Annotated in this window: 10 protein-coding genes and 1 pseudogene; 4 read left to right on the top strand and 7 right to left on the bottom strand. The window is 60.9% G+C overall.

All coding sequences use genetic code 11. The features are described from left to right. A pseudogene (locus tag NW848_RS06730) lies at nucleotides 1-417 on the bottom strand (hypothetical protein); the annotation flags it as partial. A 226-nt stretch (nucleotides 418-643) separates the two neighbouring features. Here NW848_RS06730 and NW848_RS06725 point away from each other — a divergent pair. Both NW848_RS06725 and mnmA read left to right on the top strand, forming a co-directional pair. Then, entirely contained in the window at nucleotides 644-1,381 is a 738-nt protein-coding gene (locus tag NW848_RS06725; protein ID WP_099812630.1) for a HEAT repeat domain-containing protein, read from the top strand. 98 nt (nucleotides 1,382-1,479) lie between these two features. After that, complete coding sequence (gene mnmA / locus NW848_RS06720; protein ID WP_011428970.1) at nucleotides 1,480-2,592, top strand: tRNA 2-thiouridine(34) synthase MnmA; 1,113 nt, start codon at nucleotides 1,480-1,482, stop codon at nucleotides 2,590-2,592. A 58-nt stretch (nucleotides 2,593-2,650) separates the two neighbouring features. Here mnmA and NW848_RS06715 read toward each other — a convergent pair whose 3' ends face one another. The 5 genes from NW848_RS06715 to NW848_RS06695 form a co-directional block, all read right to left on the bottom strand. Then, nucleotides 2,651-3,445, bottom strand: coding sequence for a glycerophosphoryl diester phosphodiesterase membrane domain-containing protein (locus NW848_RS06715; protein ID WP_011428969.1), 795 nt, complete (start codon nucleotides 3,443-3,445; stop codon nucleotides 2,651-2,653). Nucleotides 3,446-3,542: 97 nt separating this feature from the next. After that, nucleotides 3,543-4,328, bottom strand: a complete 786-nt coding sequence (locus NW848_RS06710; RefSeq protein ID WP_414508396.1) for a glycerophosphoryl diester phosphodiesterase membrane domain-containing protein — start codon at nucleotides 4,326-4,328, stop codon at nucleotides 3,543-3,545. A gap of 125 nt (nucleotides 4,329-4,453) precedes the next feature. Further along, nucleotides 4,454-5,173, bottom strand: coding sequence for a hypothetical protein (locus tag NW848_RS06705; RefSeq protein ID WP_414402878.1), 720 nt, complete (start codon nucleotides 5,171-5,173; stop codon nucleotides 4,454-4,456). 65 nt (nucleotides 5,174-5,238) lie between these two features. Further along, nucleotides 5,239-6,534: an FAD-dependent oxidoreductase gene (locus NW848_RS06700; RefSeq protein WP_414508397.1), complete on the bottom strand. Its 1,296-nt coding sequence runs from the start codon at nucleotides 6,532-6,534 to the stop codon at nucleotides 5,239-5,241. Nucleotides 6,535-6,583: 49 nt separating this feature from the next. Continuing rightward, on the bottom strand, nucleotides 6,584-8,692 hold the full coding sequence (locus tag NW848_RS06695; RefSeq protein ID WP_011428966.1) for a WD40 repeat domain-containing serine/threonine-protein kinase: 2,109 nt from the start codon (nucleotides 8,690-8,692) through the stop codon (nucleotides 6,584-6,586). 349 nt (nucleotides 8,693-9,041) lie between these two features. Here NW848_RS06695 and NW848_RS06690 point away from each other — a divergent pair, with 349 nt between their 5' ends. Next, nucleotides 9,042-9,395, top strand: a complete 354-nt coding sequence (locus NW848_RS06690) for a DUF6464 family protein (protein ID WP_071813485.1) — start codon at nucleotides 9,042-9,044, stop codon at nucleotides 9,393-9,395. Here NW848_RS06690 and NW848_RS06685 read toward each other — a convergent pair. Further along, on the bottom strand, nucleotides 9,392-10,846 hold the full coding sequence (locus NW848_RS06685; RefSeq protein WP_414402880.1) for a BCD family MFS transporter: 1,455 nt from the start codon (nucleotides 10,844-10,846) through the stop codon (nucleotides 9,392-9,394). The genes NW848_RS06690 and NW848_RS06685 overlap by 4 nt on opposite strands. Nucleotides 10,847-11,228: 382 nt before the next feature. Between NW848_RS06685 and NW848_RS06680 the strand changes: the two genes are divergently transcribed. Further along, entirely contained in the window at nucleotides 11,229-12,695 is a 1,467-nt protein-coding gene (locus tag NW848_RS06680) for a hypothetical protein (protein ID WP_414508398.1), read from the top strand. Nucleotides 12,696-12,819: the final 124 nt, after the last annotated feature.

Below are 12,819 nucleotides of genomic sequence, written 5' to 3'. Positions count from 1 at the left end.
CTGCAGAAGGGAGGGCACCGGCGGCGGGGGTTGATCGGGGGCGGTCTGGCCAAAGCCGGCAGGCAAGTTCACCGTTTGTTGCCGGGCGAGAGCTTGCATCTGGCTGGCTCCGCGGGCCAAGGTGGCGCTCATATCCTGTTCCCAAGTCCCTGCAGCATTCAGCCGCATGATCACAGGGCTGGTTCCCCCCCGAGACTCCACCCAAATTTCCGCTTCTGTGTCGCTCAATCGCCGCGAGCTGAGGATCCGGGATCCCGGAGGCAAGAGGGGCCGAAGCGCCAGTTCGGCCTCAGGAACAGCCTGTTCGTTGGCCAGAGCCGGGAACCAACGGGGGGCCAAAAACGCAACGCCCCCTGCCAACAGCAGGCCGGCTACAAGAAAGCAGGACAATGGGCGAGCAGGCAGCGATTTCAGCATAGAGACCACCGGGAGAGAGCCTCGTATCCTCTCCACCAAAATATCCAAAATCTTCGTGATGGGGCCAAGTCAACCTGCTTTTCTCGACAACAGTGCTAGGATTTGTCGATCGAAACAGTGGCACCATGTCCCCAGAGATCCCGACCGGGCCAGACAAAGACGGCCTCTGTCCAAGCGCAGCCTCGTTTGCCATACTGAAGAAAGATTGTAAATATTTGTTAACGCCATGACTGTCTCTGCTTTGGATCCCGCCAACCCCGCCCGTTTACAGGAGATCGCTCAACGCTTGCGCAGCCCGCGTTCTGCGGACCGGATGGTGGCCTTGGCCCAGTTGCGAGATGTGCCGGCAGAGCAGGCGGTGCCGCTGATTTTGCAGGTCATCGACGACGAAAACCTGCAGGTGCGCTCTTTTGCCGTGTTTGCCTTGGGGATCAAGCAGACGGACGCCTGTTTGCCCAAGCTGCTGGAGATTCTCACCCAAGACCCGGACTACGGCATTCGCGCCGATGCGGCAGGCGCCCTGGGCTACTTGGAAGATCCGCGGGCTTTTGAGGCGCTGGTGCGTGCTTTTTATGAAGATGTGGAGTGGCTGGTGCGCTTCAGCGCCGCCGTGGCCCTGGGCAACCTGAAGGATCCCCGAGCCTACGACGTATTGCTGCGGGCGTTGGAGGGGCCGGAAGAGCTGCTGCAGCAGGCGGCCATTGCTGCTCTGGGAGAACTGGGGGATCTGCGGGCGTTGGATCACATCCTGCGGTTTGCCCAGTCGGAAGATTGGCTGGTGCGGCAGCGGCTGGCCCAGGCCTTGGGAAATCTGCCTTCGCCCAAGAGCGTTTCCGCCCTCAACTATCTGGCCAAAGATCCCCACGATAGCGTTGCCGCGGCGGCTTTGGATTCGCTGCGGCGGCTGCGCCAAAGGGGCTTCCCGGAACCGGGATCCCGGCCAGCCGATTCAGAAGCAAGCTAAGCTGAAGATCTGGGTTCGGCCTGATGTAGGGACGGGGTTCTCGGAGGGCTCCGTCGAGGATTTGCCGGCCTTTGGTTTTCCTGATCCTCTGCTCTGCGATGGCTACCAGCCCCTATCCTCTCGTTGCTCCAGAAATAGCCGGCTCCCCCTCTCGGCCTCGCATTGTGGCGGCTCTCTCTGGGGGGGTAGACAGCTCCACGGTGGCGGCCATTCTCCACGAACAGGGCTATGCCGTGGAGGGGGTGACTCTCTGGCTGATGCGGGGGAAAGGCCAGTGCTGCACCGACGGCCTGGTGGACGCCGCCGCCATCTGTGAGCAATTGGGGATCCCCCACCATATTGTGGATAGCCGCGAGCTGTTCCAAGCCAACATTGTCGATTACCTGGTGGCCGGCTATGCGGACGGGATCACACCGCTGCCCTGCTCGCAATGCAACAAGCTGGTGAAGTTTGGTCCCTTGCTAACCTATGCCCGCGAGACCCTGGGCATCTCTCAAATTGCCACCGGCCACTACGCGCGGGTACGTTTCAACAGCGAGCTGGGGCGATATCAACTGCTGCGGGCGGTGGATCGGCAGAAGGATCAGTCTTATTTTCTCTACGACCTCAGCCAAGAGCACCTGGCCCACAGCCTCTTCCCCTTGGGCAACTACACCAAGGCCCAAACCCGCCAGATTGCCGCGCGCTACGGCTTGGTTACGGCAAATAAGCCCGAAAGCCAGGATCTGTGCTTGATCGAGACCTACGGCTCGATGCGCAACTTTTTGGATCAGCACCTGGGTCAAAGGCCGGGGGAAATTGTCGATACCCAGGGGCGCGTGCTGGGATCCCATCAGGGCATTCACCACTACACTGTTGGCCAGCGCAAGGGGCTGGGCATTGCCTCTTCCCGCCCGCTCTATGTAGTGCGCATCGATGCGGCCATGAACCGCGTGGTGGTGGGGGAACGGGAAGAAGCCACCCAAGCCGAGGCCTGGGTGCGGCAGGTGAACTGGGTCTCGACCCCTGCGCCGGACGAGCCCTTAGCGGTAGAAGTGCAGGTGCGCTACCGTACCCCCGCCGTGCCGGCCACCTTGATCCCGGAATCGCCGGAGCGGGTAAAGCTGCAGTTTGCCGAGCCGCAGTTTGGGGTCACTCCTGGCCAAGCTGCCGTCTGGTACCACGGGGATCTCCTGCTGGGGGGAGGGATCCTGGAGCGCCCTTCTCCCTAGGCCAACTGCAACTTCCCTCTCGCCAGGGGGGAAGGATTGGGGGTGAGGGCAAGCCAAACTACGCTGCTTGCGCTTGCAGCTGCTGCAGGGATCGGAACAGGAGCACCGTGTAGACATTGAAGATAGGCGTGACTGCCGTGAAAGCGGCAAACCCGACCACAACTGCTAAGAGAGCTACCACAGGCGCCCAAACCAGAAGCGCAAGTCCTATGATGTCGGTATTACCCCCAGTTACAACTGCAGCTAGGGTAGCTCCCAAGATCGCCACAACAAAAGGCAAAAGCAGGATTGAGATGCCGAAGATCAAAACCACGACCAGGAATGCCCAAAACACCCCCCACCAACGGCCCCTGACCAGGTTCCAACTGTAGCCCAACCCTTCTGTGGCACCCTTGTCCTCCAGGGCAATTGCGCAGAGGGTGAAAGCTAGCCTTACCCGGCAATAGATGCCGGGAAACACAAACAGCTGCATCCCTAGTGAGGAAATCAGATTCACCAGGAGGCTGCCGAATATCAGAGGCACTGCCTTAGAGAAAGCCTGATCCAAGCTATTGCCCAGCAAGGGAGTTCGCTGCTTCAAGTGCTGATCCACCAGCCAAAAGGCTGCTCCTGTCAAGATGGGCGCGCCGACTAGGACATAGGCCAGGAGGAGCAAGGAGAGGATCATCCCGAGGGAAGGTGAGGTCAGACCTACAACGAAGAACGCGATATGGCTAGAAGAGGTCAGGATCAGCAGCGGCCAGTAGATGGGACCTACCAACTCAAACGACCGCCGCAAGAGCAGAATCGGGCTAAGGGTGGCGCTTTGCATGGCAGAGGGATCCTCGTGGGCAGCCCAGTCCACCCCCTTCATACCACGGGATCTCACCTAGGACATCTTGGGTTGAGCCGAAATCCCAAAAAGGGATCCCTTCTCATCTCAAAGCTAGGCACGGGGAACCCCCTTTTTGCTATCCCCAATAGGAGACCGCCTGCCCCTTCAATTGTTGCAGGGATCGGAACAGGAGCACTGTATAGATATTGAGGATAGGCGCAACTGCCGTGGCGGCAGCATTCCCAACCACAGTCACACTCACAACATTCACAACTTCCAAAATTTTCTCAGCAAAAGTCTCGTCATAAGACGAAATCACACCCGAAATCACACCTACCGTGAAGCCAAAGATGAAATTCCCGGCCAGAAATGCCACAACCACCGTGAGGCCAAAGATAAGAAGTGCCCAAAACGCTCCCCACCAGCGGCCCTTGACGAGGCTCCAACTGTAGCCCAACCCTTCTGTAGTGCCTTTGTCTTCCAGGACAATTGCGCAGGGCGTGAAAGCCAGCCTCACTCCCCAGTAGATACCGGGAAGCACAAACAACAGCATCCCCAGCGAGACAATCAGCACCAGCAGGATACTGCCGAATACCAGAGGCACTGCCCTAGAGACAGCCCGATCCAGGCTGTTGCCCAGCGGGGGAGTTCGCTGCTTCAAGTGCTGATCCACCAACCAGAAGGCTGCCCCGGCCAGGATGGGCGCACCAATCAGGACATAGGCCAAGTTGAGGATTCCCCCGAAAAGTGGGATTAGCTCGGCGATGATGGAAATGATGAAGCCGGGAGAGGCCAGGATCAGCAACGGCCCATAGATGGGGCCTACCAACTCAAACGACCGCCGCAAGAGCAGAATCGGGCTAAGGGTGGCGCTTTGCATGGCAGAGGGATCCTCGTGGGCAGCCCAGTCCACCCCCTTCATACCACGGGATCTCACCTAGGACATCTTGGGTTGAGCCGAAATCCCAAAAAGGGATCCCTTCTCATCTCAAAGCTAGGCACGGGGAGCACCCTTTTTGCTATCCCCAATGGGGGCAAAAGCGGAAACTAGGAGGCCGCCTGCCCCTTCAATCGTTGCAGGGATCGGAACAGGAGAACCACATAGACCCAGAAGATGGGCACAACGGCTGTGGCAGCGGCAGTCCTAACTACGTTCACCACAGAGTCGCCAAAATCAGCCACAACTCTACTGACAAGTACAACTATCAATCCAACCCCAAAACCGAGAATAAAGCCCCCAATCAGAAGGGCCCAAAACACGCCCCACCAACGACCTTTGACGAGATTCCAACTGTAGCGCAGCCCTCCTGTAGTTCCTTGATTTTCTAGAGCAATGGCACAAGGTGTGAGGGCCAGCTTAACCCCTACATAAATGCCTGGAATGATCAGAAAGATGGAGGCAAGGCAAGAGAGGAGTGCTGCTAAGAGGGTGCTCAGAACTAGAGGCACTGCCTTCGAGACCGCTCGGTTGAGGCTGTTGCCCAGCAGGGGAGCTTGCCGCTTCAGGTGCTGATCCACTAGCCACAAGGCTGCTCCGCCTAGGATCGGTGCAACAACAATGCCATAGGCCAGTTGGAGGATCCCCCCGAGAAGTGGGGTCAGCTCCGTGACGATGGCCAGGATAAAGCCTGGAGAGGCCAGGATCAGCAGCGGCCAGTAGATGGGACCTACCAACTCAAACGACCGCTGCAGGAGCGGGATTGGGCTAAGGGTGGCGTTTTGCATGGCGGAGGGATCCTCGTGGGCAACCAAGTCCACCCCCTTCATACCACGGGATCCCAGCTTTGTTGCTGGGAATAGGCTTAAGAAAGTCTGTATTGCTTTGTACAGATTTACGCCGATTTTTGGAGAATCCACGCCGCTGCCTGTTCGCCGCTGCGCAGGGATCCCTCGAGGCTGCTCTGGTGGGTGTATTCCCCGGCCCAAAGGAGGCCCGGCAGGCCGCTAAAGGTGGGAACCAGATGCTGCTGAAAGCCGGGCGGCTGCACAAACTGGGCAAAAGGGATCCGATACACCCGCAGCAGGCGCCATTGTTCCAAGGGGGCTTTGGGAAAATAGGTCTGCAGCTCGGCCCGGCAGGCTTGGGCCAGCTCTTCATCGCCCAGAGGGGGATTTCCCAGCACCGTCACCGAATAGAGGTGCTGGCCAGCAGGAGCCAGCGCCGGGCTGAGGTGGGTGAGCTGCACCCAGTGGTTGATCCAGCCTTGGCCGCCGGCGTTGAGGTACAGATAAGGGCCGCGAGTTAGGGAAAAGGGGGCGCAGAAGTAAAGGCAGGTCACCGCTCGTCCCTGGGTGGGGATGGGTACAGCGGCGTGGGGGCAGAGCTCCGCTTGCCAGGCCCGCGCTTGAGGAGCATCGGTGGCGCAGACCACCCACTCGGCAGGGATCTCCTCGCCGTCGGCGGTGCGGATCCCGCGCACTTTTCCCTCTTGGACCAGGATGCGCTCCACCGGGGTTTGGTAGCGGATCTGCTCTGGGGCAAGGTGGCCGGCCAGTTGGCGGGCCAGTTCTCCCATACCCAAGGCCGGGGTGACGATGGCTCCCTCGGCCACCATCTTGAAATAGAAGGCCAAGAGGCGGGCGCTGCTGGCCAGCTCCGGATCCAAAAGAATGCCGCGGAAAAAGGGGTAGAAAAAGTGCTGGCAGATCTTGGCGGAGAACCCGTACCTTTCCAGAAACTCCCGCACCGAACAATCGGATCCCCCCAGTCCTTCTTGGAAAACCTGCTCCGGGGTGCGCCGCGCCAGCTCTGCCCGCAACTGCAGCACCTTGAGCTTGTCGCCAAAGCTGGCCAAGGGGTTGAGCAGGGAAGGAAAGATACTGGACAGATCCCGCAGGGGATCTCCCAACAGCCAGCAGCGACCGGGTTGGGCCAACATGGCTCCCGGACGGTAGGGGCGGGGATCGAGCTGGCTCAGATCCAGATGCCGCCGCACCTGGGGATAGGCCGTAAACAGCACCTGAAAGCCGCGATCCAAACGAAAGTCTTCCACCGCGTCGGTGCGCACCCGCCCGCCGGGGCTGTCGCTTTTCTCTAGGACCAGAACATCCCTTTGGCCCGCTTGGGCCAGCACCTTGGCGCAGGTCAAGCCGGCCAGCCCCGCCCCGATAATGACTACTCTGCCCATGCTCTGCCGGGATCCCTCCTCCGTCGAGTATTCTACCTGGCTTGATTCCTCAAGGCTGAGTCCCCTTCTCCGCTTCAGAGGCGGGATGTTCTGGCCCCCAGATGCGAATGGCGCCATCGGCGCCGCCGCTGAGAAGGGTCTGACCATCGGGGCCGAACAGCAGAGCGCTCACCATCCAGGTCTGGCCGCCCAGAGTGCGCAACTCTTTGCCGCTGCGCAGATCCCAGAGTTTGATCTGCTGGGCGCGGTGATCGGTGCTGCTGGCCAGCAAGCGACCATCGGGGCTGAGGGCAAGGGTGGCCAAGCCGGATAAGGGCTGGGGCAGGGTGCGCTCCCGGGATCCCGTGCCCACGTTCCAGATCCAGATGCCGGAAGCGCTGGCGGCGAGCAAGTGGCGGCCATCGGGGCTGAGGAGCACCTGCTCGATGGGGTAGTCGGCTTCGAGGGTTTTCAGCAACGCTCCACTCCTGGGATCCCAGAGATAGACGGCGGGATTCCCATTGGCAGCCACCAGGATCCAGGGCGAGCTCCCTTCTTCCGCCAACCCAGAGGGAGCAAAGGCCACTGCCGTAATGCCTGCCCCTTGGGTAACCGGGTAGGCGGCGCTGTCGATGGTGCGCACCAACTGGCCGTCCTCGGCTTGCCAAAGGCGGATGGTGCGGTCGGCGCTGCCGCTGGCGATCCAACGGCCATCGGGGCTGATGGCGACGCTGTTGATCAAGTCGGTGTGTCCTTGCAATTGCAGCCGTGGCACCCCCTCCCCCGACCGCAGGGCGGGATCCCCTAGAGCAGCCAGATCCCAGACCCGCACCGTCTTGTCTGCCCCTCCACTCACCAAAAAGGTGCCATCCGGGCTGATGGCCAGCGTCTCAATCGAGCCTTCGTGGCCTGTCCAGCTCTGCAGTAGTTGGCCGGCCTGGGGATCCCAAAAGCGGATGACGCCGTCATCCCCCCCGGCAACCAGGAGATTTCCATCCGGGCTGATGGCCAGGGCGGTGATGGCGGCGGGACCTTCCAGCTTGGCCTTGAGCCGTAAGGACTTGGCCCAATCTGCCAAGTCGAGGGCAGGGCTTCCAGTCTTGGAGGGATTGGGCGGCTGCTCTGTGAAGCTGAAGCTGTTGGGCCCAGCGGATCCCAAATTTGCCATTGTTCCCGCGGGCGGGACAGAGTCCCTAGGCACAACTGCCTTCTCTCCCCACCGGCTAAGGTTGGCCGCCAGTTGCCAGGCAGCAACTCCGAACAAAACCAGCAAAGCCGCCAGGCTGCTCCCCGCCCAAAGCGGTGGGATCCAGAAACGCGCCCGCAACGATACGGGAGAGCGCGGCGGCGTAGTCGGCTCCTGCCAGGGATCGACGGCAACAGGGTCGGGCAAGATCTCAGCGCCGGGAGAGACACCTTCTGCCAGAGACAAAGCCTGCAAGGCAGCCAGAGCTGCCGCTGCCGAAGCAAAGCGCTGCCGCGGGTCGCAACCCACCAGGCCATCCAAAAAAGCGGCGAAAGGAGCGCTGGTAGGAGCCAGATCGTGCCAGCGCAGCTCTCCCGTCAACGGATCGCGAAACAGCTTGTGGGTCGGGATCCCTGAGAGGGCTTGCAAGGCGAGGAGGCCCAAGGCATCGAGGTCGCCGCCAGCAGAGGAAGCCTCCAATCCAGAACCGGCAGAGGCCATAGCTTGGCCCAAGCCCAATACCATCCAACGGCCATCGGACTGTCGGCAGAGCAAGCAAGAGGGCCGCAAATTGCCGTGGCTCACCCCCTCACCCTGCAGAAAGGCTAGAGTCTGCAACACATCTTGCAAAAAGGCCCGCACCTCCACCTCTGACCAAAGCTGCCCTTGCTCCGTGGTCTGGCGCAGGGCCTGTTCCAGTGTCTGCCCCTGGATCCACTCTTCCACCCAGTAAAAGCCCCCTTCCTCCTCAAAATAGGCCAGCAGGCGCGGGATAGCGTCATGGGATCCCAGGCGTTCCCGCAGCGCCATTGCCTGTTGAAATCGCTGCCGGGCAGCAGAGGGCTCTTCCCCCTTGGGAGAGCGAGGTTGCCAACGCCTGATCACCACCCAGCTCTGTTCGGGGCAATGGCCATCTTGGGCCAGGTAGGTTTGCCCGCTGGATCCCAGTTCTTCTAGGATCTGATAGCGGCCAGCCAAGGTTTGCCCTACCATAAGGACTCCGGTCGCTCCAGGCAGATGTGGCTCACCCGTGGCCTATCCTCGGCCAGGCTACCAATTTTTGCTTCTGACCCATCATGCCACAGTGAGAAAACAGGGTCTAAGGTAACCCCCTCGGCAAGAGATGAGGTTTCTGGCTACTCGAGGCGGGAGAGATGGAGGTGACCTCCCTTCGGAAGAAGGAGATCTAGATCAGGCGCGAGAACCTAGGACTCAACCCTCCCCCCCAATTGGCGGCCCGCCCAAGGAAAATCCTCTACACTAAATAGAGCGAGTACAGGCAAAACCGCGTCCATCCTATTGTTTGCCGGTCTGTTCTCCAGGCTGGCCTCCCTGGCACCTTATGTCTTCTGTCAACCCGGCCTTGCCCATTCAGTGGATCGATGCGGATTCGGGAGAGGTGGTGGAGGAATGCCCCTGGGAGAGCAGCCCCCATCCGGGTACCTACATCCAACTGGCCGAGCAGCACTACCTAATTTTGGAAAAGCGTCATTCCTACCAATTGCGGCAGGGCAAGTATCACCTCTGCGGCATCCGCGCCCTCATTCGCCCGGTGAGCCCACCTCCCGAAGCAGGCCAGTTTCTGGGGGATCCCTCCTGCCGCTTCAACGCCCGCTCGCCCCTGTTGCGCTGCGCCGTCAACCCCAGCGGGCCCTGCCAGGGGTGTCGCCACTACGAGCCGGCCAAAGGGCGTTAGCTTTCCAGCTCCAGCGCCAGCACCTCGGTCAGGGCGCGGTTGGTGTTTTCCCGGAACTCGGCCACGCTCACCCGTCCCAGCAAGTACACCGCCAGCAGCATCACCGCCGCCTCCACCCCAAAGACGGTGGCATAGGCCAGCACCGAGGAAGTGGGGAAGAGGAGCCGCCCCAAATCCAGCAAGGCGCCGCCAATGAGGGTAGAAAGCGCCTGCGACATCGCCTGGGCCAGGCCCCAAGCCCCAATAAAGGTGCCGGCAGTCTCAGCCGCTGTCAAATCCAACATCAAGCTGATGGCGCCGTTGGTGGTGATCCCGGAAGCTAAGCCGAACAGGATCATGCACAGTTGCAGCAGCCGCGGCTCGCCCGTAAACCCTGAGGCAATGGTTAGGCCAAAAGAAAGGGCCACCAGCAAGCAGCCCAGGCGGGTGGTGGTCTGCTTGCCCAACTTGGGCACGATGAAAAATCCGGTCACCACAATTCCCGCCAAAATGCCCAGGCTCCAGAAAGCGTTGAGCTGGGTACTTTGGGATACGGTCATGCCGAACACCTCGCCGCCATAGGGCTCTAGAATCGGCTGCTGGATAAACAGGCCCATGGTCATCAGGGCCAAAAAGCCGAAGAAGATCACGGTTTGGCGGCTGGCGGTGAGCACCTTAATGGCCGTGCCCAGGGTGATCTGGTCTTCCCGACCCACCAAGGTGGAACGGGATCCGTAGCGAGAGTAGCGTTCTTCCACCTCCCAGGTGGCGATCACCCCCAGCAGGATCACCACGGCAGGGATGATGATGAAAAGGCGGTTGATCGTGCTCTGTAAGTTCTCGGCATCCAGGCCGCGCAGCAGCACCGCCGAGCCAATCGCCCCCCCGGCGATGCCCACCATCAGCATCGACCAGACGATCCCCACCAACTGGGAGCGGTTGTGCTCATCGGAAACATCCACCAGCAGCGCCGCAAAGGGCGTGGAGCAGGCGCTCAGACACAGCCCGTAGAGAGCAAACATCAAGGCAGCCAGAGCAATCCAGCCGTAGGTAGCCGGCGACCAGCCGCTGTTGGCAAAGCTCTGCCCCAAGCCCCACACCACCTGCACCGCCAAGAAGATGCACAGGGCAAACAACACCGATCCCAGGCGCACATAGCCGCTGCGGTGCGTCCCCAACAAAGGCTTGGCATCGGAAAGCTGCCCAAACCAGACGCGGGCTGGAGACACCAACTGGTGCATGGCCAGGGATCCCCCCACCACCGTAGCCGGGATGGCCAGCAGCTCCGGGTCGATCATGACCCGGTTGAGCACCCCCAACGTCAGCAGCGACATCATCCCCAAGCCCATCTGAAATAGGCCCAGGCGAAACATAACCAGCAAAGGCAAGGGGGGCGCCGAAGGCTGAGGCTGTGAAGAAAGGGCGGTGGCCGCCGACCCGTTGACCTCAGGATCCCGCTGAATATTGGCCATGACCTGTGATGCTTCATGCAAAAGCCCTACAGCTTTTTATGGTAGCCCAGGCAGCCGGGGATCCCGGAAAAGGTATGGGATTGCCGAAAGCGAAACCGCCGCACCGGCTCTCGGTAACCGAGTTAGGGCCGGAGCATCGTTCCCTGCTAGCCTGTTGCCGCTGGTTTTGGCGGGAGCAAGTCGCAAAATCTTTCCGCGCCGGGGTTTCTCTACTACACTGACAACTGACCTGGTGCCAAGCGAAACGGGCCTTCCTGCCGCTGCGCTCGGCAAGTCAGCATTTGCAGACACAACAAACCCAATCTCGATCCTGTTTGAGACCGAGAAGCTCGTCCATAGCCAGCTTTTGCTCAAGTCGGCGAGGAATTTCTCCGGCAACCCTATGGCTGACGCAGTCCCAGTTCGGCGCTACGACCTGTTTGTGCACGCCTCGCGGCTGCTGCAGCGTTACCGGCAGTTGACGCCGGAACTGCGTCCAATAGGAGTAGAAGTGGCCCTGGCCATCCAGTACCATCGCGCCCAGGCCGGCTCGGGATCTCTTCTGCCGGCGGTGGGATCCCCTCATGGCCTGCCTCTGCAGCAGGTGGCCCAGCGCATTTGCGACCCGTTTTACAGCAAAGTCCACCCCCTGCTGCCCACCCTGCCGGAGACGGGGGAGCCCTTGGTGTGGCCCCTGTTTAACCAAGGGGAAAACGGCCTTGTCCAACCCCTGGCGCCGAGCAAAGTGGGCGGCAAATTGGCGGAACGGCGCTGGCTTAAGGCTTGCAACAGCCAGGAGGGCATTGGTTGTCATGCTTTGGCCGCCCATCTGTGGCAGGACGAGCGTTTTCTGGCCGAAGACCGGGATCTCTGTCCTTTTCGCCTCTACGACGGGCGCTACCCCTTGAGCGTGGATCAGGGGCGGCAAACCTGTGGCTTCGACGACCACCCCTGTGGCTGGAAGGCGGGACACCCCAAAATGCTGCAGGTGGTGGGCAAGGGCAAACAGGCGGAGATTTTGCTCCCCCACTGGACTGACGCGATGTGGGCCATGCTGATCCCGCCCCATCGCCCCCTGCCCATCTATCCTCTGCTGGTGATGCTCTACTTTGGCCAGGAGACTCTGCAAAAGGGGCGCAGCAGCCTTTCGGTGGAGCAGTTTCGCCTGGATTTTCAGTTCAGCCACTCCCAACTCAAGCTGTTGTTTGACACCCACCCTGAGCACCCTCTCAATCGCCATCTGCTCGCCCTGGCTGCGCAGCCGGAGGTGGAGTGGGGATCCGCCGAGCTCCTGCCTCCTATGCCCCCCCTCTTGCATCACCCTGCTGGGGGCAAGGTGGTTTTGGATCCGGATGAGCCGCCCCAGTTTCGCAGCAGCGGGATCCCTGCCTGTGCCGGGACAGACCCGCTGATGGCAGAGCGCCGCCGTCGCCGTCAGTTGGAGCGCAGCGAACGCCACAACGAGATCTTGCACCACTTTCGCCGCTGGTTCCGCCTGGCTGGGCTGGAGGTGCGGGAAGACCAGCACACGTTTGACTTTCTGGCGGTGGCGGATGGACACCTGCTTTTGGCCGAGGTGAAATTGCTGCACCACAAAGATGCCGCAGAGGCGCTCCAGGAGGTGGTGGGGCAATTATTTTACTACGAGCGCTTTGCCCTCACCCCCTGGATCGAACAGGGCTTCTCCGTTCAGAAAGCCGCCGTTTTCGACGGGCCGCCGCCGGATCCCTACATTCGATTTCTGGAAGACCTGGGCATTGCCACCTACTGGATCAACGAGCAGCAGATGATCGACGGGCCGGAGAGCTCGCTGCGCCTGTTGCGCCAAATGGAGGTGCGGGTGCGGCCGGATCCGGAGTTGGGGGATTAGCCTCTTTTCCGGGCTCTGGCCTAATGGAGAGGGATTCTTAACCACCTCTTTACTCAGGTTCTCCCCTGAGGGTGGTACAGCCTGTTAAGGGCTCAAGGGGTACAATAGCAGCACTTAGCAAACC

This window comes from Synechococcus sp. RC10A2 (assembly GCF_047502605.1).
This window is presented reverse-complemented; position numbering and strand designations above follow the sequence as displayed.